At 72.5% G+C, this 24,454-nt stretch carries 24 protein-coding genes; 8 read left to right on the top strand and 16 right to left on the bottom strand.

Annotated features, from left to right (window positions below; all coding sequences use genetic code 11):
* Positions 1-1,384: DNA primase (dnaG, locus tag DI269_RS02345; protein ID WP_112133534.1), on the bottom strand; the 1,384-nt coding region annotated here is incomplete at its 3' end.
* A gap of 249 nt (positions 1,385-1,633) precedes the next feature.
* On the opposite strand from dnaG, the gene DI269_RS02350 reads away from it, so the two are divergent.
* Both DI269_RS02350 and dusB read left to right on the top strand, forming a co-directional pair.
* Positions 1,634-4,291 carry a hypothetical protein gene (locus DI269_RS02350; RefSeq protein ID WP_157974718.1) on the top strand — a complete coding sequence of 886 codons (2,658 nt, stop codon included), beginning with the start codon at positions 1,634-1,636 and terminating at the stop codon, positions 4,289-4,291.
* A gap of 144 nt (positions 4,292-4,435) precedes the next feature.
* Positions 4,436-5,539: a tRNA dihydrouridine synthase DusB gene (gene dusB / locus DI269_RS02355; protein WP_408612258.1), complete on the top strand. Its 1,104-nt coding sequence runs from the start codon at positions 4,436-4,438 to the stop codon at positions 5,537-5,539.
* Between the two features lie 76 nt (positions 5,540-5,615).
* Here dusB and DI269_RS02360 read toward each other — a convergent pair whose 3' ends face one another.
* Both DI269_RS02360 and DI269_RS02365 read right to left on the bottom strand, forming a co-directional pair.
* On the bottom strand, positions 5,616-5,870 hold the full coding sequence (locus DI269_RS02360; protein WP_112133537.1) for a type B 50S ribosomal protein L31: 255 nt from the start codon (positions 5,868-5,870) through the stop codon (positions 5,616-5,618).
* 1 nt (position 5,871) lies between these two features.
* Positions 5,872-7,122, bottom strand: coding sequence for a CobW family GTP-binding protein (locus DI269_RS02365; protein ID WP_112133538.1), 1,251 nt, complete (start codon positions 7,120-7,122; stop codon positions 5,872-5,874).
* Positions 7,123-7,184: 62 nt separating this feature from the next.
* On the opposite strand from DI269_RS02365, the gene rpmB reads away from it, so the two are divergent.
* The 4 genes from rpmB to DI269_RS02385 all read left to right on the top strand — a co-directional run bounded on the left by rpmB (position 7,185) and on the right by DI269_RS02385 (position 8,285).
* On the top strand, positions 7,185-7,421 hold the full coding sequence (gene rpmB, locus DI269_RS02370; RefSeq protein WP_112133539.1) for a 50S ribosomal protein L28: 237 nt from the start codon (positions 7,185-7,187) through the stop codon (positions 7,419-7,421).
* A gap of 1 nt (position 7,422) precedes the next feature.
* Positions 7,423-7,593 carry a 50S ribosomal protein L33 gene (rpmG, locus tag DI269_RS02375; RefSeq protein ID WP_112133540.1) on the top strand — a complete coding sequence of 57 codons (171 nt, stop codon included), beginning with the start codon at positions 7,423-7,425 and terminating at the stop codon, positions 7,591-7,593.
* Positions 7,594-7,899: a 30S ribosomal protein S14 gene (gene rpsN / locus DI269_RS02380; RefSeq protein ID WP_112133541.1), complete on the top strand. Its 306-nt coding sequence runs from the start codon at positions 7,594-7,596 to the stop codon at positions 7,897-7,899.
* A 197-nt stretch (positions 7,900-8,096) separates the two neighbouring features.
* Positions 8,097-8,285 carry a hypothetical protein gene (locus DI269_RS02385; protein ID WP_112133542.1) on the top strand — a complete coding sequence of 63 codons (189 nt, stop codon included), beginning with the start codon at positions 8,097-8,099 and terminating at the stop codon, positions 8,283-8,285.
* Between the two features lie 25 nt (positions 8,286-8,310).
* On the opposite strand, the gene DI269_RS02390 is transcribed toward DI269_RS02385, so the two are convergent.
* Positions 8,311-9,489: a hypothetical protein gene (locus DI269_RS02390; RefSeq protein WP_112133543.1), complete on the bottom strand. Its 1,179-nt coding sequence runs from the start codon at positions 9,487-9,489 to the stop codon at positions 8,311-8,313.
* A gap of 119 nt (positions 9,490-9,608) precedes the next feature.
* Between DI269_RS02390 and DI269_RS02395 the strand changes: the two genes are divergently transcribed.
* Positions 9,609-10,502: a hypothetical protein gene (locus DI269_RS02395; RefSeq protein WP_157974719.1), complete on the top strand. Its 894-nt coding sequence runs from the start codon at positions 9,609-9,611 to the stop codon at positions 10,500-10,502.
* On the opposite strand, the gene DI269_RS02400 is transcribed toward DI269_RS02395, so the two are convergent.
* The 3 genes from DI269_RS02400 to DI269_RS02410 form a co-directional block, all read right to left on the bottom strand.
* A complete protein-coding gene (locus DI269_RS02400; protein ID WP_112133545.1) occupies positions 10,499-11,875 on the bottom strand; it encodes a glycine--tRNA ligase in 1,377 nt (458 codons plus the stop codon). The genes DI269_RS02395 and DI269_RS02400 overlap by 4 nt on opposite strands.
* 201 nt (positions 11,876-12,076) lie before the next feature.
* Positions 12,077-14,977 (bottom strand): tetratricopeptide repeat protein, encoded by a 2,901-nt coding sequence (locus tag DI269_RS02405; RefSeq protein WP_112133546.1) that lies wholly within the window; start codon positions 14,975-14,977, stop codon positions 12,077-12,079.
* 38 nt (positions 14,978-15,015) lie between these two features.
* Positions 15,016-16,830: an HSP90 family protein gene (locus DI269_RS02410; RefSeq protein ID WP_198667080.1), complete on the bottom strand. Its 1,815-nt coding sequence runs from the start codon at positions 16,828-16,830 to the stop codon at positions 15,016-15,018.
* 113 nt (positions 16,831-16,943) lie between these two features.
* On the opposite strand from DI269_RS02410, the gene DI269_RS02415 reads away from it, so the two are divergent.
* The gene (locus tag DI269_RS02415; protein ID WP_157974720.1) at positions 16,944-18,230 is read left to right on the top strand and encodes a hypothetical protein; all 1,287 of its coding nucleotides are present in this window, start codon (positions 16,944-16,946) and stop codon (positions 18,228-18,230) included.
* 3 nt (positions 18,231-18,233) lie between these two features.
* Here the strand turns inward: DI269_RS02415 and DI269_RS02420 are convergent, their stop codons facing one another.
* The 9 genes from DI269_RS02420 to DI269_RS02460 form a co-directional block, all read right to left on the bottom strand.
* Positions 18,234-19,139 carry a hypothetical protein gene (locus DI269_RS02420; RefSeq protein WP_112133549.1) on the bottom strand — a complete coding sequence of 302 codons (906 nt, stop codon included), beginning with the start codon at positions 19,137-19,139 and terminating at the stop codon, positions 18,234-18,236.
* On the bottom strand, positions 19,136-19,507 hold the full coding sequence (locus DI269_RS02425) for an antibiotic biosynthesis monooxygenase (RefSeq protein ID WP_198667081.1): 372 nt from the start codon (positions 19,505-19,507) through the stop codon (positions 19,136-19,138). The genes DI269_RS02420 and DI269_RS02425 overlap by 4 nt, the downstream gene beginning before the upstream one ends.
* Positions 19,508-19,517: 10 nt before the next feature.
* A complete protein-coding gene (locus DI269_RS02430) occupies positions 19,518-19,901 on the bottom strand; it encodes a transcriptional repressor (protein ID WP_112133554.1) in 384 nt (127 codons plus the stop codon).
* 26 nt (positions 19,902-19,927) lie between these two features.
* Entirely contained in the window at positions 19,928-20,239 is a 312-nt protein-coding gene (locus tag DI269_RS02435; protein WP_218126262.1) for an ArsR/SmtB family transcription factor, read from the bottom strand.
* 53 nt (positions 20,240-20,292) lie between these two features.
* Complete coding sequence (locus DI269_RS02440) at positions 20,293-21,147, bottom strand: metal ABC transporter permease (RefSeq protein ID WP_112133555.1); 855 nt, start codon at positions 21,145-21,147, stop codon at positions 20,293-20,295.
* A 26-nt stretch (positions 21,148-21,173) separates the two neighbouring features.
* A complete protein-coding gene (locus DI269_RS02445; protein WP_112133550.1) occupies positions 21,174-21,938 on the bottom strand; it encodes a metal ABC transporter ATP-binding protein in 765 nt (254 codons plus the stop codon).
* A 15-nt stretch (positions 21,939-21,953) separates the two neighbouring features.
* Positions 21,954-22,922 (bottom strand): metal ABC transporter solute-binding protein, Zn/Mn family, encoded by a 969-nt coding sequence (locus tag DI269_RS02450; protein WP_112133551.1) that lies wholly within the window; start codon positions 22,920-22,922, stop codon positions 21,954-21,956.
* Positions 22,923-23,051: 129 nt separating this feature from the next.
* A complete protein-coding gene (locus tag DI269_RS02455; protein ID WP_112133552.1) occupies positions 23,052-23,759 on the bottom strand; it encodes a TIGR03943 family putative permease subunit in 708 nt (235 codons plus the stop codon).
* Positions 23,756-24,454 (bottom strand): permease (locus tag DI269_RS02460; RefSeq protein WP_112133553.1); only part of this gene is annotated, 699 nt, incomplete at its 5' end. The genes DI269_RS02455 and DI269_RS02460, both read right to left, overlap by 4 nt.

A 24,454-nucleotide genomic window follows, 5' to 3' on the forward strand; every position in this document is an offset into this window, starting at 1 on the left:
GGGTCTCGCGCCGCGGCTGCACCGGGGCCTCGGCGGGGGCCTGCCCGGCGGCGGCGCCCTGGACGGCGCGGCGCAGCTCGGCCTTGTCCTTGCCGAGACGCACGGCGTACACGCCGAGGTACTCCTCGACGAGGCCGCGGTCCTTGACGCGCGCCAGGAGCGGCGCGATGGCGCGCGTGGCGTGCAGGCGGCCCTCGGCGGTGTCGAGGTCGTGCTTGGCGATCGCGCGCTCGATCGCGAACTGCACCAGCGGCGTGTGCCGTTCGATGAGCTCGCGCACGGCCGCGTCGCCGGCGCTCTGGCGCAGCTCGCACGGGTCCTGGCCGCCGGGGGTGACGGCGATGTACGTCTGGGAGACGAACCGCTGCTCCTCGTCGAAGGCCTTGAGGGCGGCGCGCTGGCCGGCCTCGTCGCCGTCGAACGTGAAGATGATGCGCCCGTCGGCGGACTCGGAGTCGAACAGGAACCGGCGCAGCACCCGGATGTGCTCGGCCCCGAACGCGGTGCCGCAGGTGGCCACGGCCATCGGCACGCCCGCGAGGTGGCAGGCCATGACGTCGGTGTAGCCCTCGACGATCACGACCCGGCCGGTCTTGGCGATCTCCTTGCGCGCCAGGTCGATCCCGTACAGGACCTGGGACTTCTTGTACAGCGGCGTCTCGGGCGTGTTCAGATACTTGGGGCCCTGGTCGTCGTCGAAGAGCTTGCGGGCGCCGAAGCCGATGACCGAGCCGGACGAGTCGCGGATCGGCCACAGCAGGCGGCGGCGGAACCGGTCGATGAGGCTCCCCGAGCGCGAGGGCTTCGCGAGCCCCGCCTGGGTCAGCTCCTCGGCGGTGAAGCCCTTGGCGCGCAGGTGTTTCGCGAGGGCGTCCCACCCGTCGGGGGCGTACCCGCAGCCGAAGGTCGCGGCCGCGTCGCGGTCGAAGCCGCGCTCGGACAGGAACCGGCGGGCCGTCATCGCCTCGGGCGACAGGAGCTTCCCGGTGTAGAACTCGGCCGCGGCGGTGTGGGCGTCGAGGAGGCGCTGCTTGAGGCCGGGCTGGCCGGAGGGGCCGCGCTGGACGCGGCCGTCGACGTCCTCGTAGGTGAGCTTGAGGCCGGCCTTCCCGGCGAGGCGCTCGACCGCCTCGACGAACGTGAGCCCGTCGAGCTCGGTGAGGAAGGTGATGGCATCGCCGCCGACGCCGCAGCCGAAGCAGTGGTAGACGCCGCGCGCGGGGGTGACGTTGAAGCTCGGGGAGCGCTCGTCGTGGAAGGGGCACAGGCCCTTGAGGTTGCCGCCGCCCGCGTTGCGCAGGGTGACGCGCTCGCCGATGACCTCGGCGATGTCCACCCGCTCGCGCACCAGCTGGATGTCGGCGTCCCGGATTCGCCCCGCCACTGCTCACCTCATTCTCGCTGCCCCCACCATTCTGCCCGGAGGGTCCGACACCGCGGCGGCGGACGCGGCAGGTTGTGAGGCGGCCGGGCGACACGCCGGAGCCGAAGGTCACGTCCCCTCTGGGCGGCGCGGGATCGCTTGGCGCGGAAGAAGTTCGAGGTGACGGCCCCGCTGTACCACGGGCCCCGGCAACATCTTTCCCGACCACGCCTCACGGTTGCGGGGTCCGATCGGCTAGAGTCGCCTATCATGCCGGACCCATCGCCCGAGCAGCCGCCCTCCTGGCCTCCCACCAGCGAACCCGCGGCCACACCCACCAATCCGCCCCGAATCACCGCGCGCGGGGTGGGCCACCTGCCTTCCGCAGCGCCGGAAGACGAGGCGTCGTCCGATCCCCGTCCGCCCGCGGGCCCGAACCTGTTCGGCGCGCCCGCTTCCCCCGACGACCTCGATCCCGAGGCCAGGCGGAACGAGTGGGCCGCGGACCTCGGCGGCGCCGAGCCGCCGCGCGTCGGCGAGGCGCGCGGGACCCTCTTCGAGACCTCCGGCGCCCCGGACGCCCCGCCGCCGCAGGGCGACTGGGGCGAGTCCGCCGACTGGCCGCCGCGGTCGAGCCAGGAGTGGATGAACCAGCAGGGCCAGACCGGCTGGGGGCTCGCCGGAGGCGGCGCCTCCTGGCCCGCGTCCGGCCCGCCGGTCCCCGGCCAGCCCGGACCCGCCGAACCGCCTGCGGAGCAGGCGTACCGGCAGGACCCGAGCGCCGCCCCGTACGCCGCCCCCGCGTCCGGGCCGGGCTTCGCGGGCCCCGAACCGCAGCAGCCGCAGCAGGGCGGGGGCCTGGAGTTCCCCGAGCTGCGCGCCGACCCGTACGCGGCCGACGTGTACGGCCAGCAGCAGTACCGCGGCGACGCCGCGCAGGACCTCTACCAGGGCGACCCGTACCAGGCCGACCGCATCGCCGCCGAGGCCCAGGCCGCGCGCGAGGCGTACCAGGCCGAACAGCAGCAGTACCAGGCGGATCCGTTCCCCGCGGCCTCCCAGGGCGCGTTCGCGGAGCCGCAGCAGGCCGCGTTCCCCGAGCAGCCCCAGGGCGGCCACCAGGAGCAGCAGCCGTTCCCCGAGGCGCCGGCGAGCGCGTACGCCGAGCGGTTCCCCGCCGACGCGCAACCGTCCTATGGGGACCGGTCTGCGGAGGCCCTGACCACCGAGACCGTGCCCGCGCAGCGCCGCAGCGAGGAGACCGCCGCACCAGAGGCGGCCCCCGCCGAGGCCCCGCCGACCCGCGTCTCGCCGCCGACCCACGTCGGCGTCCGCTACGCCATCTACGGCATCGGCGGCCTCATCACGCTCGGCCTGATCATCGGCATCGTCCTCATGCTGGGCGCGGCCCCGCCGAGCGAGCCGAACCAGCCCTCCGACGACGACGGCGACGCCTCCAGCAGCGAGAGCCCCGGCGCCGACGAGGCCTTGAGCGCCGAGCAGTACGCCTCGCTCGCGGCCGCCGCGGGCACCGCCGAATGGTTCGCGTGGCGCTACGGCGCGGCCTCCGGCGGCTCCGACGCGGAAGAGGTCGCGGCGGCGAGCGGCGACGCGCTCGCGACCGCGCCGCTCCTGGGCGACGCCGACCGCAGCATCCAGGGCCAGCTCGGCTACCTCGCCGACGACACGGCGCTGAGCGGGATCGACCACGTCACCGCGGTCGAGACCACCGACGACCTCATCGGCCTCACGCCCCGTGCGGGCGGCCGCTTCACCGAGGACGGCACGCCCGAACTGGAGCTCGTCGAGGGCGCCACGGCCGAGTGCATCTCGGGCCTCGGCGTCGACCTCGGCCGGCCGGTCGCGCTCGCGCGGCCGGAGCAGAGCGACGAGGTCAGCGCGCACTCGGTGATCGCGTTCTCCTCCGGGGTCATCGCGACCGCGGGCATCAGCGGCGCCCAGGGCGGCACCTGCCTGCTCCTGCCGGACGGCCAGGTGCCGACGGACGTGGCGCTCACCGACGGGAACGAGCTCGCGCTCGTGACCACCTGGAACCCGGCGTCGCAGACCGGCTCGCTCGTGGTGATCGCCTTGGGCGACAAGAGCGGTTCGTACTCGTCGAGCTGGTCGGAGTCGTATCCGGGCCTGCCGAACCCGGGGCACTTCGCCTCGGCGCAGATCCTCGGCACCGTCGCGCTCCCGTTCACCGCGCCGACCTCGGTCGACGCGTGGTCGGACTCGGCGGGGTCGCTCTCGCTGGAGCGCGGGACCGTCGAGGACGGGGCGCACCGCGACACGGTCGCGGGCTCCGCTTACGCGGTGGTCGGCGACCTGAGCACGAGCCAGGTCGCGGTCGTGGACCTCGCGTCCACGTTGCAGGGCCTTGCGGCGCAGTACTACGACGGCGCCGAGTTCGCGTTCGACGCGGCCGCCGGCGAGGCGATCGCGTTCGACGGCGGCGTCGCGGACGTCGCGGCCGCCGAGGCCGGACCGGCCGTGGCGACGAGCAGCGGCACTGTGCACGAACTGGACCGGGAGCTGGCGGAGACCGCGGCGACCGAGGTCGGCGCGAACCCGACGTGCCTGGTGGTCGGCGCCCAGAGCGGGCAGTTCATCGCCACGAGCCGCGGCACCGGCACGATCAGCTGGGTCGCGGGCGGCGAGGTCGCCAAGCAGCTCGCGGACTCGCGGCTGACCGACCCGCTGTGCGCTTCGGAGACGCCCGCGCTCGACGTGAAGAACTACGCCGGGACCGCCGCGGTGGTCCTGGTCTCGGACTTCGAGGGCAAGAAGCTCCACGCCTACCTGGATGGACAGGCGACGATCCCCGGCGGCGCGACCGTCGGCGGCGAGGGCTTCTCCTACGGCGGCGCCTACGACGTCGCGGGCAAGCCCTGGTCGGCCTCGGTCACGGTCGACCTGGAATAAGACGTATCGAACGAGGGCCCGTCCGGATCACCGGACGGGCCCTCGGCGTTTGGCGCGACCGGCAGACCCTGGGACAATCGACCGGTGACGAATCAGCTCTCGCTCGCGGGGAAGCCCGTGTCCCCGCCCGTGGTCCTGGCGCCGATGGCCGGGATCACGAACCTGCCGTTCCGCAAGCTCTGCCGGGAGCAGGGCGCGGGGATCTACGTGTGCGAGATGATCACGACCGTGGCGCTCACCGAGCGCAACCCGAAGACCATGCGGCTCATCGAGTTCGATCCGGACGAGGAGACGCGCAGCCTCCAGCTGTACGGCGTCGACCCCGAAGGCGTGCGCAAGGCGGTGCGGATGGTCGTCGAGGAGGACCTCGCCGACCACATCGACCTCAACTTCGGCTGCCCGGTGCCGAAGGTCACCCGGCGCGGCGGCGGCTCGGCGCTGCCGTGGAAGCGGCGGCTGTTCCGCGACATCGTCACCGCCGCGGTGGACACCGCCGCCGAGCGGGGGATCCCCGTCACCGTGAAGATGCGCAAGGGCATCGACGACGACCATCTCACCTTCCTCGAAGCCGGCGAGATCGCCCAGGACGCGGGGGTCGCGTGGGTCGCCCTCCACGGCCGCACCGCTGCCGAGCGCTACTCCGGGACCGCCGACTGGGAGGCGATCGCGAACCTCAAGGAGCGCCTGGACGTGCCGGTGCTCGGCAACGGCGACGTGTGGGAGGCCGACGACGCGGTGCGGATGGCCGCTGAGACGGCCTGCGACGGCGTCGTGGTCGGCCGGGGCTGCCTGGGGCGCCCCTGGCTCTTCGGGGACCTGGAGGCGGCCTTCAGCGGCCGGGAAACACGGCTCATGCCCTCGCTCGGGGAGGTCGCGACGGTCATGCTGCGCCACGCGCAGCTCCTCGTCGAGTGGATCGCCGGGGCCGAGTCCTACGAGGCGCGCCGGAACATCGCCGCCGAGGAGCACGGCTGCCGCGAGTTCCGCAAGCACGTCGCCTGGTACCTCAAGGGGTTCCCGGTCGGCGGCGAGCTGCGCCGCTCGCTCGCGATGGTCGCGTCCCTCAACGAGCTCGAAGACCTGCTCGGGAAGCTCGACGCCGACGCGCCGTTCCCCGAGTCGACCATCGGGAAGCCGCGCGGGCGCACCAACTCCCCCGGCAAGGTCTCGCTGCCGGACGGCTGGCTCGACGACCGCGACGACCGCACGGTCCCCGTCGGGGCCGAGATCGACTCCTCCGGCGGCTGACCGCCGAGGACCCGACCCTGAACGCGACAGCAGGGACCTCCCGGTGCCGGGGAGGTCCCTGCTGCGGTCGCTGCCGCTACTCGGCCTTCTTCTGGCCGTAGCGCTTGTAGAACTTGGCGACGCGGCCCTCGTCGTCCAGGACGCGGTTCTTGCCGGTCCAGAACGGGTGCGAGGCCGAGGAGATCTGGACGTCGATGACCGGGTAGGTCCGGCCGTCCTCCCACTCGACGGTCTCGGCCGAGGTGGCCGTGGACCGCGTGAGGAAGGCGAAGTCGGCGCCGCGGTCTCGGAAGACCACGTGCTCGTAGTTCGGGTGAATGCCTTGCTTCATGTCAGTTCCCTTCCTTGCCGTCGAAACAACCGTCGAACGGGTCCTCGTATTCCCGCCACTTGCGCGGACCTTCGTCGACCTCCGCGTCGGTGAGGAGGCAGCCGTCGAGGAGGGCCGCGAGCTCGTCGGCCGCGAAGTGCAGGCCGACGAACGCGAGCTGGACCTCGCGGTCGCCGAAGTCGGCGTCCCAGTGCAGGTCGGCGTTGACCCGCCGCTCGGGGCTGGAGTCCTCCCACTCCTCGTCGGGCGTGGCCGCGAGCCAGCGCCCGAGCTCGCCCATGGAGACGCCGCCGCCGCTGGACTCCCAGGCGACGATCGAGTCGGGCTGGGTGGCGATCCACAGGTGGCCGCGCCCGCGGAGGGTGCGTCCGGCGATCTGGGGGAGCGCCCGGTGGAAGCGGCCGGGGTGGAAGGGCCGGCGGGCGCGGTAGAGGGCGGCGACGACGCCGCAGTCCGGTTCGGGCTCATGGCTGCCGACGGCGTAGCCCTCCAGGCCGCGGCCGTGCGGTTCGGGCGCGTCGGGGTCGAAGCGGCCGCTGCGGCGCAGGCGCGCGGAGAGCCAGGCGGGCTCGTCGAGGTCGACGACGAGGTGGCGGGCCCAGGGGTTGAGGCGCTGGAGGAGGACGGCGAGGCGGGCGTGCTCGAAGTCGGGGTCGGCGCCGGGGGCCCAGAGGAGGACGGTGTCGGCGTACTCGATCTGGCGGGCGGCGGTGTCGGCGACGGAGCGGGTGTCGTCGTCGGCGGCGTGGAGGCCGCGGTCGGCGAGGTCCTGGTCGGAGTCGAGGGTGTCGAGGAGGCTCGCGGGGTCGCAGACGGCGACGACGGAGTCGATGCGGATCGCGTCGGTGACGGGCGCGCCGTCGACGTGGGACCAGGAGCAGGCGGCGGCGACGGTCTCGGGCTCCATGTTGGGCGGGAGGACGAGGGCGATGTCGGTGCCGGGCCGGTCGCGGGCGAGGCGGACCAGGGCGGGGAGCAGGTCTTCGCGGACGGTGCAGGACAGGCAGCCGTGTTCGAGTGCGGTGCTTTCGTCTTCGACGACGCCGCGGCCGTCGCGGACGGTGCGGCGGACGGTCCCGTCGGTCGCGAGCGCGGCGAGGTCGTAGCCCACGACGAGGAGGCCGGGGTCGGCGCGGGTGAGCAGGTCGGCGGCGGCGCGGGTCGCGTCGGGGGCGAAGCCGGTCAGGAGCGTCAGCGCGGGGCGCAGGTCGGCCTGCTGCGGTGCGGCTCCGGGCTGGGCGAGCTGGGACATGGGACCTCCGATCTAATTGAAAACGATTGTCATTATAATTGAAGGATCGAAGGGAGGGCGACGTGCCCAGAACATGCGACGTGACCGGGGCCGGCCCCGGGTTCGGCAACAACGTGCCGTGGTCGAAGCACAAGACCCGGCGGCGCTGGAACGTGAACCTCCAGAGCAAGCGCTACTACCTGGCGAGCGAGGGGCGGCACGTGCGGCTCCGGCTGTCGGCCAAGGGGATCAAGATCGTCGACCGCGACGGCATCGAGGCCGTGGTGGCGCGCATCAGAGCACAGGGAAGGAAGGTCTGAGATGGCGTCGAAGAGCAACGACGTGCGTCCGGTGGTGAAGCTGCGGTCGACCGCGGGCACCGGGTACACGTACGTGACGAGGAAGAACCGCAGGAACGACCCGGACCGGATGGTGCTGCGCAAGTACGACCCGGTCGCGCGCAGGCACGTCGAGTTCAGAGAGGACCGCTAGATGGCGAAGAAGTCGGCGGTCGCGCGGCAGCGGCGGCGCGAGGTCCTGGTGGACCGGTACCGGGAGCGGCGCGCGGAGCTCAAGCGCCTGATCGCGCATCCGGCGACGGACCCGGAGGCGCGGGCCGAGGCGGTGCGGGCGCTCCAGCGGCTGCCGCGGGACTCCTCGGCGGTGCGGCTGCGGAACCGGGACGCGGTGGACGGCCGGCCGCGGGGCGTGTTCCGGAAGTTCGAACTGTCGCGTGTCCGACTCAGGGCGATGGCGCACCGCGGCGAATTGCCCGGTGTGCGGAAATCGTCCTGGTAGGAGCCTCGTCCGAACGGATGAGTAGGCGGCTGTGACCTGCACCCCCGGCGACCCATTGGCATGAAACCGTTATATGCCCGTCGCCGGGGGACGCTAACCTGGGCCTTGCGAGTGCGCTGTGAGACTGCTCTCAAGCCCGGAACCATGTGAGCCGTTTCTGCGTTTGACTCAGGAGAGACTAAGGAGCGTCAACAGCAATGGTCCAGCAAGTGGAGACCGCCCCGGTCGAGGCGTCCGAAACCCTGCCCGCCGAGGTCAAGGCCGATGTGCCCGCCAGCCCCGCGTCCCTCTGGGCGTCGGAGAGCCGCGGCCACTACATCACGCACACCGACCGCGCCTCGGCCCCCGCGTGGGTCGACTGCGACTGCGTCATCCACAGCGACTGAGCCCGCGCGGCCTCCGGCCGCGCGCTCACTGCGCTTCTTCGTCCACTTCGACGAGCGAGCTGCACCGCTCGATGGTCGTGCCGTCGGCGCGTCCGATCCCCACGCCGCCTTCGAAGTCGAGGTCCGCGAAGAGGCCGTCGGCCCAGACCGGGCAGCTCACCACCGTCTCGCGCGACGCCCCGTCCTCGGTGACGACGGCCGCGATGCGCGCCTCGCCGGGCTCGGTCGTCACGAGTATGAAGCCTTGCAGCAGTTCGTATCCCCACCACTGCGCGCCCACCTCCGGGTAGGCCGTGATCTCCCACTGCGCGCCGGGCGCGGCCTCGACGGCGAGGCCGTCGTCCTCGGGGAAGCCGAACGGGCAGCCCGCGGCGTCCGGGGCCTGGACGCACGCGTCGAGGTAGACCCGCAGCTCCGACTCGATGAGCGCCTCGCCTTCGGCCGAGACCGTCGGCCACGGGATCGGCAGCCGCTCGTCGGAGCGGTCCTCGCCGAGGAGCGTGTACCGGTTCCCGAGCGTCAGCACCGTCCCCGCCGACTCCAGCTCCATCGTGGACGGCAGGTCGGGGTAGAACTCGTACAGTCCCGGCAGCAGCATGATGTTGGTGATGCCCAGGGCCTCGTCGACCGGCGAGGTCACGCCGTTGACGTCGAGGTGGTCGAACGCCGGGTACGCCTCGGTCGTGTCGAGCGCGTTCTCGATGCGGGCCCGCCCGTCCTCGATGCGCACCAGGTAGCGGAAGCCGATGCGGGTGCCGTCGAACGCCTCGATCTCGGCGTACACGTACGAGGTGATGCGGCCTTCGCGGCGGCTGGGCTCGAACTGGACCTGGCCGACCTCGACGACGCTCCAGCGGGTGTCGAGCGCCTCGGGGACGAGGAAGTCGCCGGTGGCGTGCGGCTGGTCGGTGAACGCCAGTGCGCCTTCGACGTCGCCGGCCCGCACGGCCTCCAGGAACCCGGTGACGACCTCCTCGGCGTTCAGGGCGCTCGCGGGCGCCCACTTGACGACGGCGACCGTGGCGGCGGCGAGCGCGAAGACGACGGCGGCGAAGGCCATGGCGGCGTTGGGGAAGCGGAGGCGCAGGCGCCGCGGGGGCGCGGGGGCGGTCTCGGGGGCGTCGCCTTCGTCGGGCGCGTCGACGGAGCCGAGGTCGATGTCGTGCTCCTCGCCCCAGCGGTCGGGTGAAGCCGCTCCGGACACCTTGGCTCCCTTGACTGCCCGCAATCCGCCTGACGTTCGCCGAACCCCCGCATCGCGGGCGGGGCGAAGCGCCGCTACCTTGTCGTAACAAAGTCTAACGTTCTCACTCGGGACCCTCCATGCCCTCGACCAGGTGGATCAGCGCCCCCGCCGGGCGGTTGCGGCGGTTCGCCGCGCGCCTCGCGCGCCGTGCGGAACCGTTGCCGCGCCTGCCGTTCGCGGTGGCGCTCGCGGCCGCGGCGGTGGTCCTGGCGGTGTCGGTGGAGTGGCAGCCGCGCCCCTACGACGACATCGCGGAGGTCACGGAGCTGCCGACGGTGCTGGAGGACTGGCTGGACTTCACCAGCGGCTCGCAGGTCGAGTTCGAGATCCTGGAGTACGCGTTCTCCACGGTGACCGACGAGCTGGGCACCGAGCGGGTGATCCTGGGCGCGGTGGTCTACAACCCGTTCAGCACCGCGATCCTCAGCCCAGGTTCGCTGGACGTCGTCGCGCAGGACGAGGACGGGGTCGCGACGGTCGTCGAGAGCTTCTACCCGAACCCGATCCCGGCGGACACGGCCGTGAACCTGGGGTTCGTGCTGACGGGGCAGTCGATCGCGTCGCGGGTGGCGGACCTGCGCCTGGAGACGCGCGAGCCGTCGTTCCTGGCGCCGGACCCGGAATCGTTGAGCACGGAGGAGCGGGAGTGGGCGGTCGTGGCGCCGCTGCCGGAGGTGGAGCTGCTGTCGGTCGAGCCGCTGCTGAGCCCGGAGGGCTACCGGCTGCACTACCGGGTGGTGAGCGAGGTGGAGCGGGAGATCCAGCTCGCGGTGCTGTTCCGGGACGCGGAGGGGGAGCTGATCGGGGGCCTGCCGGCCGGGGAGGACCCGTTCTCGTTCGACCTGGGCTCGGCGGGCTGGCGGACGGTGAACGCGGGCGAGACGGTGCAGGAGATCGACCTGCACGCCTCGTGGATACCCGAAGGGGCCGACCTCGACATGATCGAGCTCGGCCCCCGCGGTTCAGGTTAGAGGCGTTCGAGGAGGTACCGCTCGACCTGGTCGAGGGCGACGCGCTCCTGCTTCATCGAGTCGCGGTCGCGGATCGTCACGGCCTGGTCTTCGAGCGTGTCGAAGTCGACGGTGATGCAGTAGGGCGTGCCGATCTCGTCGGCGCGGCGGTAGCGGCGGCCGATGGCGCCGGCGTCGTCGAAGTCCACGTTCCAGTGGCGGCGCAGGCGCGCGGCCAGGTCCTTGGCCTTCGGCGACAGGTCCTCGTTGCGGCTCAGCGGCAGGACCGCGGCCTTGACGGGCGCCAGGCGCGGGTCGAAGCGGAGCACGGTGCGCTTGTCGACGCCGCCCTTGGTGTTGGGGGCCTCGTCGACGTCGTACGCCTCCAGGAGGAACGCGAGCACGGAGCGGGTCAGGCCCGCCGCGGGCTCGATGACGTACGGGGTCCAGCGCTCGCCCTTGGCCTGGTCGAAGTACGACAGGTCGGCCCCGGAGTGCTTGGAGTGGGTCGACAGGTCGAAGTCGGTGCGGTTGGCGATGCCTTCGAGCTCGCCGAACTCGCTGCCGGCGAAGTTGAACCGGTACTCGATGTCGACGGTGCGCTTGGAGTAGTGGGAGAGCTTGTCCTGCGGGTGCTCGAAGCGGCGCAGGTTCTCCTCGGACAGGCCGAGGCCGGTGTACCAGTTCCAGCGCTCGGTGAGCCAGTACTCGTGCCAGTCCTCGTCGGTGCCCGGCTCGACGAAGAACTCCATCTCCATCTGCTCGAACTCGCGGGTGCGGAAGATGAAGTTGCCCGGGGTGATCTCGTTGCGGAAGCTCTTGCCGGTCTGGGCGATGCCGAACGGCGGCTTCCTGCGGGAGGCGGTCATCACGTTCGTGAAGTTCACGAAGATGCCCTGGGCGGTCTCGGGCCGCAGGTAGTGCGTGTTCTCGGAGTCCTCGACGGCGCCGAGGAAGGTCTTCATCATGCCGTTGAACATGCGCGGCTCGGTGAAGGAGCCGCGGGCGCCGCAGTGCGGGCACGCGAGGTCGGCGAGGCCGCCCTCGGGCTCGGCCCCGTCGTGCTTCTCCTGGTAGGCCTCGACGAGGTGGTCGGCGCGGAAGCGCTTGTGGCAGGACTGGCACTCGGTGAGCGGGTCGGTGAACTCCTCCAGGTGGCCGCTGGCGACCCACACCTGGGGGTTGAGGACCACGGCGGAGTCGAGGCCGACGACGTCGTCCCTTTCGCGGACCATCGCGTTCCACCATTCGCGGCGGATGTTCTCCTTCAGCTCCACACCGAGCGGGCCGTAGTCCCACGCCGAGCGGGTGCCTCCGTAGATCTCCGAACTGGGGAAGACGAAGCCGCGGCGTTTGGACAGGCTGATGAGCGCTTCGGTGCGGTCCTGGGACACGATGATTCCTCTCGATCCGGCTGGCGGTCGGTGAGACTGCGGATAAGTTCTTTCGAACAGACTGTTCGAGCGGCGGCGGATGTTCAACCCGGTTTTCGACCTGGTGGTGAACGTTCGGGCGCACCGACTGTGCGCGCCTGCCGCCAGTGGGCAAGCGTACCTCGCGCGAGGCGCCCCGGTGTGCGCGCCCCGCTGGCGCCGTCAGGCCCCGGCGGCTCCCTGGCGGAGGTCGGCGAGGTGCTGCTCGAAGCCGTCGCGGGCCTCGGCGTGCTCGGGGTCGGCGAGCCAGCCGAGGGCCTCCTCCCCCGCCTCGATCGCGCCGGGGGTGTCGCCGAGCTCGGACAGGAGCCACATGGTCTGGTGCGCGACGAGGCTGGCGCGTTCGAGCAGGAGGGCGCCGTCGCGGAACACCGCGAGGGCCCGCCGCTGGAGGTCGAGGACCGGCTCGGCCTCGTCGCGGCGCAGGCCCGGGGGCCCGGCCTGGGACTCCAGGAACTGGAACGTCAGCTGCGCGTGCTGGCGGTAGGTCTCGCCGAGCTCGAACCGCGCGGACTCGCGGACCGCCTCGGGGACCTCGGCGTTGGCGCGCTCGGCGATGAGCCCGGCGGCGATGTGGGCCATGGCCTGGAGGCCCTCGCCGAACGCGACGTCGCCGGAGACGGTGCGCAGCAGCCACACCCGGGCCCGGCTCACCCGCGCCCACGACGTGGTGTCGCCGATCTCGCCGAAGCACTCGGCGGCCCGCGTGTACACCTCCAGGGCGTGCTCGTGCTCGCCGATCTTCTCCAGCAGCTCCCCGGTGAGGAACAGCGTGTCGGCGTACAACGGGCCGGACTCGCCGCCGGTCTCCATGAGCGCGAGCGCGGCCAGGCCGTGCTCGACGCCGCGGCGGGTGTCGTCCTGCTTGTCGTAGGCCTCGGCGAGGTTGAAGCGGATGTTGCAGACGCGCCACATCTCCGAGTCGGGCAGGTCGTCGAGGGCCGCTTCGAGGAGCGGGACGGCCTCGTCGCGGCGGTCGAGCTCGACGAGGGCGGCGCCCATGAGGTGGCGGGCGACGGCGCCGGGGACGGTCATGCCGACCGCGTCGCAGTGGACGGAGGCGGCGAGGGCGTGCTCGTACGTCCCGGGGTGGTCGGCCTCGCGCATGCGGAACTCGGCGGCCTGGAGGTGGAGTTTCGCGGCGATGGTGCGGCTGGGCTCGTCGCCGAGGGCGGTCAGGCCCTCGCGGGTGACGGCGTACGCCTGGGTGAAGTCCCCGGTGAGGCCGATCTGGTCGGCGAGGTCGGCGCAGGCGCGGGCGACGGCCCATCCGGCGTCGGCGGCGCGGGCGACTTCGAGTTCGGTCGTCAGCAGCCAGGTCTTGAGGTCGTGGTCGGCGGTGAGGCGGGCTCGCAGGTCGAGGAGGTCGCAGCGGCGGATGAGCGCCCAGCGGCGGTCGGGGAGGGCGGCGAGTTCGGCGTCGAGGGCTTCGGCGCGGGCGTCGAGGTCGGGGGCGGGCGCGGCGCCCTCGCCGACGGCGGCGAGGTACTCGGCGCGCATGGCGAGGACCCGGCTGGTGTGGAAGCTGCGGTCGTCGATGCGCTGCTCGCCCTGGAGGCGCAGGGCGGTGGCCCCGATCTGGGCGGCGCCTTCGGCGACCTCCCGGGGAGCGCTCTCGGCGCGGTGGATGAGCAGGAACGCCTCGGCGACCAGGGCCCGGCCGGGCTGCCCGGCGGTGCCGAACAGGGCGACGGCGCGGCGCAGGCCCTCCTCGACGGCCACGGGGTCGTCGGCGCGGGCGGACTCGGCGTGGGCGATCTCGGCGCGGTGCTCGGCGATGAGCTCGATGCCGAGCCGGTCGGCGATGGCGCCGACGGTGAGCCAGGCCTTCCACGTGTCCGGGGAGCAGGCGTCGTACGCGGCGTAGGCGGCGTCGATGGCGGCGTCGAGGTCGGGGCCCTCCACCGGCTCGTCCCGCGGCAGGACCACGACCGGTTCGGTGGAGCGTGGTTCCTTGAGGCCCAGGTGGACCCCGGGCTCGTACGGGGTGGACTCGACGACGCACGCGGACATGCGCGAGTGGTGGTCGTTGCCGTTGCGGGCGTCGAAGCGGGCGCAGATCGCGGTCCGCTCGGCCTCGGCCCAGTCGTGGAGGGTGCTGGCGGTCCACTGCTGGCCGCCGGGGCCGGGGACGGCGGTCTCGGCGTGGCCGAGGGCCTTGAGGCGCCGGCAGGTGAGGACGGCGACCTCCAGGAGCCGCTGGCGCTCGCGCACCCCCAGGTCGAGGTCGAAGAAGCGGGCGTGGTCGGCGAGGATCTCCACGGCCCGGTGCTCGTTGCCGGTGAGCGCGCAGAACTCGATGTGCAGCGCGATCATCGGAACCATGTCCTCCTTGCCGCGGCACAGCTGGTAGCCGCGCAGGTGGTTGGCGCGGGCCTCGGCGGAGCGGCCGAGCTCCACGAGCGGCAGGAGCGAGAGCGCGAGGGCGTACTGGGGTTCGTGCGCGCACGAGTACTCGCCCTTGAGGACGGGCTCCAGCATCTCCATCGCGGCGTCGGCGGAGTCCTCCTCGGCGTAGAACACGATGGTCGCGAGGGTCGTGTACTGGCAGGCGGTGCAGTCGGACATCTCGTCCTCCTCGGCCTCGCCGAGGGCCTCGATCGCGCGGGCGACCCGGTCGTAGTCGCCGGTGTGGTACGCCAGCTGCATCTCGTAGGCGGCGGGCGCGTGCATCGAGTACCCGGCCTCGGCGTAGCGGCGGCGCATCTCCTGGAGCCAGTGCTCGATCGATTCGAGGGGGACGTCGGGCTGCTCGATCATCGAGTCGACGATCCACTTGAACGTCCAGTACAGGGACCGGGTCAGGTAGGCGTCGAAGTGCTCGGGGCGGGTGTCGAAGCCGCGCAGGAGCCGCGCGAAGGGGACGAGGAGCCGCGTGGAGTCGCGGGAGAACTCGTAGGCGTCGACCAGGCCGTTGAGCGCGTAGTTCACCAGTTCGGGGTCGCCGACCGCGTCGGCGGCCTCCACCGCCCGCTCCAGGGCCGCGACCTTCGCCTCGCCGGCCTCTTCGAAGCGGGCCTCGTTGAGCAGTCGCCAGATCGCGTCGGGGTCGGGAGTGGCCATCGCGGGACCTCGGTTCTTCTCAGGCGGTGTCGAGGGAGCTAGTCCTTTGTAACGCGTTCCAGCAGGTTCATGAAAGAGCGGTTGAGGAGCGCGGTGTCGGCGCTGCGCAGCGGCCGGTGGCTCATCAGCAGCGCCTGCCCGTACAGCGACTCGACGGCGGTGCCCGCCAGCTCGGGGTCCGCGATGGCGCCGATGCGGCGCACGGTCGGGTTGCGGTGGTTGAGGACCAGCTGGGCACGCGGCGCGTGCTGCTTGATGGACGCGAGGATGCCGCCCCACAGGTCGTCGGCCTGCGCCTCGGCCTCGGCCCGCTGGCGTTCGCGGCGCGCCTCGCGGTCGTCCAGGAGCAGCGCGGGCACCGACACGGGGTTGAACTCGCGCACGACCACGTCGACGTCGACCGCGTCGAGGCGGGCGCGGGCGGCGGCCAGGAACGACTGGAGGCCCAGCTCGGTCCGGGTGTCGAGCGCGTCCAGGCTCGCGGAGATGACGCCGGGCTGGAGGTTCTCGACCTTCACCTGCGGGTCCAGGCGCGGCAGGGCCTGGACGAGCTCGCCGTCGTACGTGTAGCCGCCGTTGACGACGCCGATCCCCTGGGCGGCGGCGATCTGGGCGACCTGCCGGTACTCGTCCACGGTGGCGGCCAAGTAGATCGGCTGGTAGGCGCGGGCGAACTCGGGCAGGCTGGTGCGCCCGGCGGTGGTCTCGAACCGCAGCCACGGGAGCATCGCGGCGAGCAGCTCCTCGTCGTGGCGGGCGAGGGCCTTGACGCCGAGCTCGTGGACGGCGAGGAACGCCTCCAGGCGGGCCGGGTCCTCGGCGGCGAGGCGGGAGATCCACTCGCGGATCTGCGCGCCGACCGCGTCGCGGGCGACCGCCAGGGCCTCGTCGTCGTACAGGGACTCGCGGGAGGCCGTGGGGCGCAAGGAGTCCGTATCGACCACGCAGCGGACGAAGAACGCCCACTCCGGGACCAGGTTGTCGGCGGTGTCGGTCAGCAGCATGCGCTTGAGGTGCACGCGGTGCGCCGGGCGCGCCGACGGCGAGGTGGCGTGCGGGAGGACGAACGCGACGCCCTTGAGGCCCGAGAGGGGCACGTCGAGGTCGATGACGTCGAGCGGCGGGAAGCCGAGGACGCTCTCGCAGTAGCGGTTCAGGGCGAGGCGGCGCGCGGTCGGGTTGGGGTGCTCCCGTTCCCACAGCGGCGGGGTGTCGGTGATGCGGACCGGCGCCTCGCCTTCGCCTTCCACGGTGATGTCAACGGGCAGCAGGGAACCGTACTCGCGGGCGAGCTGCACGACGCGCTCCGGCTCCAGCCAGTCCTCGCCGGGGCGGGCCACGAGCTCGACCGTGGTACCCGGCTCGGGGCGCTCGGTCGCGGGCACTTCGGTGACGGTGTAGGAGCCGTCGTCCTTCGCGGCCCAGCGGACCGCGGGCGCGGCCGCGTCCTTGGCCGAGCGCGAGGTCACGGTGATCACCGACGCGACGGTGAAGCAGGCGAGGAGGCCGATGCCGAACTGCCCCAGGAAGTCCCGGCGCGCACCCTCGATCTCCTCGTCCCTTTTGGACGATCCGCCGATGGTGGCGAGCAGCTTGTGGACCTCCGCGACGGTAAGGCCCACACCGGGATCGGTGATCCGCAGGCGCCGGCCATCCGTCACGATCCGCACGGCGGCAGCGTCCGCGTCGAACCCGTCGTCGATCAGGCGGCGCGCGGTGATCGCGTCCACCGCGTTCTGGAGCAGCTCGCGCACGTACACCTTCGGCGAGGAGTACAGATGGTGCGACAGGAGGTCCACCAGTCCGCGCAGGTCCACTTGGAACGTATGGGAAGTGGGCGTTGTCTCAGACACGGCGCGTCCTGCTCTGATCGGAGGTCGTTCAGCGTCAGTCAGACTAGCAAACCGCCGCTCTCGCAGAACGTGCGAAAAGCGCGGACCCAGGCCGCGGGGGCACGTCCGGTAAGGTGGCCGCTACCGAACTCCCGAACCGCGAGGACCCCGCCCCGATGAGCTTCCCGCCCCCGCCGCCCGACCGGATGCACCTCCAGTACCAGCCGGCACCGCCGCAGCCGCCGGCCGGCACGGTGCCGTCGGGACCCGGCGGCGCCTACGGGCCCGTCCAGCAGCGCCCCGACCAGCCCCTCCCCGGGCAGCTCCCGCCCCCGGCCATGACGATGGCCAAGCCCGGCACCATCACCGGCATCCAGGCGATCCTGTGGATCTTCACCGCCCTCGGCGGCCTCGGCGACATCGCCTCGGCCATCGGCCTCGTCCAGTATTTCAGCGTCTTCGGCCTCATCGGCCTCGCCTGGGCCGTCTACTCCACCGTCCAGGCCCTCACCAGCGGCATCCACATCACCCGCGGCAAGCGGTGGGCATGGATCTGGTCCCTCGTCAGCGCCATCCTCGGCCTCGTCATCAGCACGGCGGCGATCGTCTTCGGGATCGTCTACATCGAGACCGGCTGGCTCTCGCTCCTCATCGGCACCGTCCTCGGCGGCCTCTACGGCACCCTCCTCGGACTCCTGTGCTCCAAATCCGCCCGGCAGTGGATCCTCATGCACCGCATCCAAAGAGGCGAAGTCCAGCTCCCCGGCGCGGCCCCCGGGGCCTACGGCCAGGCCGGCCCCGCCGAAACGCAGCGGCCCCAGACCCGGCCCGGGTCGGCCACGTTCGCCGCCGCCGTCGCGTTCCTCCTGATCGCGCTCACCGCATGGACCGTGTTCGTCAACACCACCGCGATGGTCGCCCTCCAGCAGGGCACGGCGTCCACCGCGCTCGACCTCACCGGGATCATCTACGGCACCGGCGCACTGCTCATGACCGCCGTCGTCGGCTTCGCGGTCCTGGTGTGCGCGCTGTTCACCGGCTTCGGCCTGCTCCGCGGCCGCTTCGGCGCCCGCGTCTTCACGATCGTCTGGACCTCGGTCCTCACCCTCGCCTGGGGCGCGCTCGCGGTCACCTACTTCACGCAGTACCTCGAATACCGCGAGTACGCCCTCCCCGGGCAGGCCGGGAACCTCCTGGCGACCCAGGTCCGCAACCTCGCCACGGCCGCGCTCCTGGTCCTGCTGTTCATCCTCGTGCTCACGCCCGGCGTGCGCGCGTGGACGCCCGGGAAGCCCCCGACGGCCCTGATCGTGGTCGTGCCGCAGGCGCCCGGACCGTACGGCCCGCCGCAGCAGGCGCCGTACCAGCAGCAACCGCCGCCGCCGGGCCCGTACGGCCCGCAGCCGCCCTACGGCGGCTGAGGGCTAGTCCTCGACGTCGTACCAGCCGCAGATGCTCGTGCCGAGCGCCTGCGAGGTCTGGTCGACCTGGACGACGAGCGCGATCTCGGAGCCGTCGGCGAGGCGGACCCTGACGTCGACGTCGTCGAACGCGAGGGGCTGGACCTCGGCGCTGGCCGGGTCCCAGGACTCCCACTCGGCGATGTACTCGTCGGCGGGGCGGTCGCGCAGGTCCTCGCAGAGCATCGCGTAGGCGCCGTCCCAGTCCTCGTCGGCGAGCTCGCCGACGAACTGGGCGGCGGTGTCCTGCACTTCCTCGCTGATCGAGTTCGTCATCGTCACGACCGCCATGACGACCGCGATGACCAGGGCCCCGGCGGCGACCAGGCCACCGCCGATACCGAAGCCGAGCGTGAGCCCGAGCCTGGCGCCGTTCCGCTCGGTCGGCGGGGCCGCGAACGGGACCGGGACGCCGGTCGGAGGCGGCGGCGCGGAGGAGACCACGGGCGGCTCGACCGCGGCCGTGGTGGGCGGCAGCGCGAGCGTGTCGGCGGTGCTGAACTCCAGCGAGACGGGCGCGTCACCTTCGGCCGCAACGGGTTCGGCCCGCGCGGCCTGGAGGCTGCCGGTCGTCAGGACCGAGAGGTCGGGGGCGGGTTCGGAGGCGATCTGGTCGGGGCCGGTGGGGTCGGCGACGACCTCGACGTTCGAGTGCGGCTCGGCCTCGATCGGCCCGGGCGCGTGCTCGGGCGGGGCCTCGGGCTCGGGGGCGGGCGCGAGGTCCGGGATCGGCTCCAGCGGGGGCTCGGGGTGGTCGTGCGGCTCGGGCGCGGGGTAGCCGACGGGGGCGGGTTCGGCGTACGGCGGCTCGTCCGGGGCGTGCTGCTCCGGCGGGACCTGCTCGGGCCGGGCGGGGTCGCGGTCGGTCATCGGGCGGCCTCCCTGCGGGCGGATTCGGGGTCCGCTTCGCGGTCGGAGCCGGTGCGGCGCGGCGCCTCGCCGGGCCCGCACTCGGCGAGCACCTCGAAGCCGGAGGCCTCGGGGAGCGCCCGCGACAGCAGCGGCGTGGCCATCTTGACCTGGAAGTTCGAGAGCGAGCGCCGGTAGGAGCCGACGTCGTCCCACTCGGTCCACAGCATCCAGACCGAGTCCTCGGCATCGAAGTCGTCGACCGCGCGGCCGAGCCCGCCCCTGACGTAGCCCCCGCAGGAGGCGAGCGCGGCCAGGGCGTCCTCGGCGTCGCGCGAGAAGCTCTCCGTCTCGCCTTCGGTTACGGCGAAACGATATACAACCAGCACGCTGCTCAGCCTACTTGGAGCAGTCGGCGCACAGGCCGTGGAGTTCGAGCGTGTGTCCGACGTCGGTGAAGCCGTGCTCGGCCGCGACCTTGTTCGCCCAGCGCTCGACGGTCGGCCCGGCGACCTCGGCGGTCTTGCCGCAGGAGCGGCACACCAGGTGGTGGTGGTGCTCCTCGGCGGCGCACAGCCGGTAGAGGTGGTCGCCGCCGGGCAGGCGCATGACGTCGACGATGTCGGCCTCGGCGAACGCCTGGAGGGTGCGGTAGACGGTGGTCAGGCCGATCTTGGACCCGGCGTCGCGGAGGATCGCGTGGAGGTCCTGGGCGCTGCGGAAGGCGTCGTCGTGTTCGAGCAGGTCGAGGATCGCGGTCCGCTGCTTTGTGGACCTGGCCATGTTCTCGGCCGGGGGCTTGGTCGCCACTAGTGCTCCTCCCTGGCGTGGTTGACGGCGTCGGTGACGATGTGCGCGATGTGGTCGTCGATGAGCGAGTACGAGATCTCGCGCCCCGACCTGGTGCCGCGCACGATCCCCGCGCCGCGCAGGACCCGCAGGTGCTGGGAGACCAGCGGCTGCGTGACGCCGAGCGTCTCGACGATCTGGTGCACGTACTTGGGGCCCGCGGCCAGCTCCATCACGATCGCGATGCGCAGCGGCGCCGCGAGCGCGCGCAGCAGCTCCCCGGCCGACTCGTAGTCGGCGGGGGCTTCGGTTGGCTCGGCTTCGGTCCGCACCCCGCAAAAATATCGCGTCGCGCCCTCCGGCGAGGTCCCAGGTGTCCGCGCCGTCATGCTTTCGCGGGCAGCTCGACTTCGAGCGGCTCCCCTTCGGGCGGCAGGTGGCCCCTCCGGGTGCGGCGCACGCGCCTGGTGAGGGCCGCGACGACGGCGGTCGCGACGAACGCGGCGACGCCGATGAGCACGATCGTGGCGCCCGGCGGGACGTCCTGTGCGGCGGAGGTGAGGACGCCCGCGCCGGAGATGAGGAACCCGGCGGCCATGGAGGCGAACATCGTGGCTTTGAACGAGCGCGTGAACTGCTGGACGGTGACCACGGGGATCACCAGGAGGGCGCTGACGAGGAGGATGCCGACCGCGCGCATCGACACCGAGACGGTGACGGCGGTGGTGACCAGGAGTAGGAGGTTGAGGGCGGCGACGGGGAGGCCGGAGGCGCGCGCGTACTGCTCGTCGGCGCAGATCGCGGTGAGCCAGGGCCGCAGGACGAGCATGAGGACGGCGACGGCGGCGCCGCCGATGACGATCGTCCACACCTCGGACCAGCCGGCGGTCAGGAGCGAGCCGAACAGGTACTGCTGGAGGTTCGCGATGCCCTTGTCGGAGGCGATGCCGGTGAGGTAGACGCCGCCGGCGAGGCCGCCGTAGAAGAGCATCGCGAGGGCGACGTCGCCGGAGGTCTTGGACTTGGCGCGCAGCAGCTCCATGACGACGGCGGCGGCGACGGTGACGGCGAGGGTCGTCCACACGGGCGCGGCGCCGGTGAGGAAGCCGACCGCGACGCCGGTGAGCGCGACGTGGCCGAGGCCGTCGCCGATGAGCGCGAGGCGCTTCTGGACGAGGAACACGCCGACGGTGGGCGCGCAGAGGCCGACGACGAGCGCGCTGAGGAGGGCGCGCTGCATGAACTCGTACTGGAAGTAGTCGAGGATCACTTGCCGCCCCAGAGGTCGTCGGAGTCGCCCTGCCCGTTGGCGTGCGGGTGGGCGTGCTCGTGCGCGGGGTCTGCGTGCTCGCCGACGGGGCGCGGCGGGGCGCCGTCGTGGACGACCTTGCCGTCGGCGAGGACGACGGCGCGGTCGAGGCGGTCGGTGAGCGGGCCGAGCTCGTGGGTGACGAGGAGGACCGCGCACCCGGCGTCGACCCGGTCGGCGATGACCTTCGCGAGCGCGGCCTGCGTCTCGGCGTCGACGCCGACCGTGGGTTCGTCCATGATGAGCAGTTCGGGGTCGGTGGCGAGGGCGCGGGCGATGAGGACGCGCTGCTGCTGGCCGCCCGAGAGCGTGTCGACCGAGCAGTGGGCGTGGTCGGCGAGGCCGACCTCGGCGAGGCTGCGGGCGACGGCGTCGCGGTCGGCGCGGCGTGCGGGCATGCCGAGGGCGCGGTGGGAGAGGCGGCCCTGGGAGACGACCTCGGCGGCGGTGGAGGGGACGCCGGAGGCGGCGCCGGTGCGCTGGGGGACGTAGCCGATGCGCTTCCAGTCGCGGAAGCGCTTCTGCGGCGTGCCGAACAGCTCGATGGACCCGCCCGCGAGCGGGACGAGTCCGGCGACGGCCTTGATGAGCGTGGACTTCCCGGAGCCGTTGGCGCCCATGAGGGCCACGGCCTCTCCGGGTGCGACGGCGAGGTCGGCGCCGCGGACGACGGCGCGACCGCCGTAGGAGACGGTCGCGCCGCGGACGTTGAGGACGGGCATTCGGCTAATGCTGCCTTACGCCGCGCCGAGGGCGGTCTGCAACGCGGCCAGGTTCTCGCGCATCACAGTGAAGTAGTCGGCGCCGCCTTCGGCCTGCTCGTCGGTGAGCCCTTCGAGCGGGTTGAGGACGGCGGTCTGCGCGCCGCTCTCGGCGGCGAGGGTCTCGGCGATGTCGGGCGACACGAGCGTCTCGAAGAAGATCGTGGTGACGGCGTTGTCCTCGACGTACTGGGCGACCTCGGCCATGCGCTGCGTGTCGGGCTCCTGGTCGGGGCTGAGCCCGGAGATGGCGATCTGGGTGAGGCCGTAGCGGTCGGCGAGGTAGCCGAACGCGGCGTGGGAGGTGACGATCGCGTCGCTGGTGCGGCCGGCGAGGCCGTCGGTGAACTCGGCGTCGAGCTCGGTGAGGTCGGCGGTGAACGCGTCGGCGGCGGTCGCGTAGGAGTCGGCGTTGACGTCGTCGATCCCGGCGAGGCCGTCGGCGATGGCCTGGCCGATCTGGGCGTAGCGGACGGGGTCGAGCCAGATGTGGGGGTCGGTGCCTTCGAGCTCCTCGTGCTCGTGCTCGTCGCCCTCCTCCTCGGTGGCCTCCTCCTCGTGGTCCTCTTCGAAGACCTGGGTGGAGTCGTAGCCGATGGTGTCGACGGCGGTGGTCACGTCGAGGGCCTTGTCGGCGGCGTACTCCTCGACGGCGGCGTCGAGCTCGGGGATGAAGCCCTTGAGGTAGACGACGTAGTCGGCCTCCTCGATCGCGGCGATGTCGGAGGGGGCGAGTTCGAGGTCGTGGGGCTCCTGGCCGGCGGGGGTGAGGTTGGTGACGGCGACGTCGTCGCCGCCGACCTGCTCGGTGGCGTAGGCGAGGGGGTAGAACGCGGCGACGACGTTCAGGCCGTCGCCGTCGGACCCGCCTTCGCCGCCGCAGGCGGCGAGCGAGGCGGCGGCGAGGCCGGCGATGGGGAGGATGAGCAAGCTGGAACGGCGCATGCTCAAACCTTGCTCCGTCATGACAATCATTGTCAACATCTAATATGACGGCGCGGGCGGCTCATCCGGTCGGGACCTGCGCGAATACTTGGATTTCACTCGGACGTGGCACCGCTGGAATGACGGGCGTCACTGGTACTCGTTGTCCGGGGCGGCGATCGGGGTGATCGACTCGACCTCGATGTAGGGCACCAGTTCGCCGTTGATCTCGTCGCGGCCCTGGCGCGGGGAGTACTCGCCGACGACCGCGACCCACTGGTCCGGCTCCAGCTCATCCGGCACGTCGCCGTCGAAGCCGATCTTGACCGGGCGGGCGTCGGCCGCGCAGCAGGAGACGACCATGCGCGCGAGCTGCGGCTCGTCGCCGTCGTAGAGGATGAACCCGCGCAGCTCGATGCGGCGGCCCTCCAGGGTCTGGCCCTCGTCGAAGATCGCCCGCGCCGCGTAGTCCAGCAAGGTGAGCGGCACCGGGTCGACGTCGTCGGGCAGCTCCGGGTAGCTCGACCGGGACTCCTCCGCGCCGACCACCGTGCCCGTCCGCTCGGCCTCGTACGAGCCGAGGGCGTCCGGCGCGACCAGCAGCATCCCGACCACCGGCGCCAGCAGCAGCCACGCCACTTTCGGCTCGCCGTGCCCGTGCCCGTCGTCGGCGTCGCCCCTGCCTTGCCAGGCCTGCACGCCGGTGATCGCGGCGACCGCGACGAGCAGGATCCCGGCCGGGACGATCAGCCAGAACGCGTAGGGCTTCACGTAGTCGAGGTAGTCGCCCGTCCAGGCCAGGCGCAGCATCCCGCCGCCGACCAGGAGCAGGATGACCGCCTGCGCGTCGCGTCTCACAGCCAGACCGCTCCCATCAGCACGGCGGCGGCGACCGCCGCCATGAACGCCGCCGGCGCGAACCGGGCCGCGAACCGGCGGCCGAAGGTCCCGGCCTGCATGGCCGCGAGCTTCACGTCGATGAACGGGCCCACGACCATGAACGCGAGCTTCGCGGTCGGCGAGAACTGCGTGAGCGAGGCGGCCACGAACGCGTCCGATTCGGAGCAGATCGACACGAGCACCGCGAGGACCGCCAGCGCGAGCACGCCGAGGACCGGGTGGTCGGCGATCGGCTGGAGCCAGGTCTCGGGCACGAGGGTGTTCAGGCTGGCGGCGATGGCGGCGCCGATGACGAGGTAGCCGCCGGCGTGGAGGAAGTCGTGGCGGATCGCGGCCCAGAACGCGGCCCACTTGCCGTCGTCGTGGTGGTGGTGCTGGGGCAGTTTCAACCATTCGGTCTTGCCGAGTCTCGCCCAGAGCCAGCCGATGGTGACGGCGGCGAGGAGCGAGGCGGAGACGCGGGCGGCGACCATCTGGGGGTTGCCGGGGAAGGCCACGAAGGTGGAGACGACGACGATCGGGTTGATCGCCGGGGAGGCGAGCATGAACGTGAACGCGGCGGCGGGGGCGACGCCGCGGCGCACGAGCGCCCCGGCGACGGGCACGGACGCGCACTCGCAGGCGGGCAGGACCGCGCCGGCGACGCCCGCGAC

This window comes from Glycomyces dulcitolivorans (genome assembly GCF_003265355.1).
In the GTDB taxonomy this organism is placed as follows: Bacteria; Actinomycetota; Actinomycetes; order Mycobacteriales; family Micromonosporaceae; genus Glycomyces; species Glycomyces dulcitolivorans.

Bases quoted from the DNA above. Each gene is read 5' to 3' on its own strand.
- DI269_RS02350 (WP_157974718.1), top strand. From the start codon at position 1,634: ATGCCGGACCCATCGCCCGAGCAGCCGCCCTCCTGGCCTCCCACCAGC.
- dusB (WP_408612258.1), top strand. From the start codon at position 4,436: ATGGCCGGGATCACGAACCTGCCGTTCCGCAAGCTCTGCCGGGAGCAG.
- DI269_RS02360 (WP_112133537.1), bottom strand. From the start codon at position 5,870: ATGAAGCAAGGCATTCACCCGAACTACGAGCACGTGGTCTTCCGAGAC.
- DI269_RS02365 (WP_112133538.1), bottom strand. From the start codon at position 7,122: ATGTCCCAGCTCGCCCAGCCCGGAGCCGCACCGCAGCAGGCCGACCTG.
- rpmG (WP_112133540.1), top strand. From the start codon at position 7,423: ATGGCGTCGAAGAGCAACGACGTGCGTCCGGTGGTGAAGCTGCGGTCG.
- rpsN (WP_112133541.1), top strand. From the start codon at position 7,594: ATGGCGAAGAAGTCGGCGGTCGCGCGGCAGCGGCGGCGCGAGGTCCTG.
- DI269_RS02385 (WP_112133542.1), top strand. From the start codon at position 8,097: ATGGTCCAGCAAGTGGAGACCGCCCCGGTCGAGGCGTCCGAAACCCTG.
- DI269_RS02395 (WP_157974719.1), top strand. From the start codon at position 9,609: ATGCCCTCGACCAGGTGGATCAGCGCCCCCGCCGGGCGGTTGCGGCGG.
- DI269_RS02405 (WP_112133546.1), bottom strand. From the start codon at position 14,977: ATGGCCACTCCCGACCCCGACGCGATCTGGCGACTGCTCAACGAGGCC.
- DI269_RS02420 (WP_112133549.1), bottom strand. From the start codon at position 19,139: ATGACCGACCGCGACCCCGCCCGGCCCGAGCAGGTCCCGCCGGAGCAG.
- DI269_RS02430 (WP_112133554.1), bottom strand. From the start codon at position 19,901: ATGGCCAGGTCCACAAAGCAGCGGACCGCGATCCTCGACCTGCTCGAA.
- DI269_RS02440 (WP_112133555.1), bottom strand. From the start codon at position 21,147: ATGCAGCGCGCCCTCCTCAGCGCGCTCGTCGTCGGCCTCTGCGCGCCC.
- DI269_RS02445 (WP_112133550.1), bottom strand. From the start codon at position 21,938: ATGCCCGTCCTCAACGTCCGCGGCGCGACCGTCTCCTACGGCGGTCGC.
- DI269_RS02450 (WP_112133551.1), bottom strand. From the start codon at position 22,922: ATGCGCCGTTCCAGCTTGCTCATCCTCCCCATCGCCGGCCTCGCCGCC.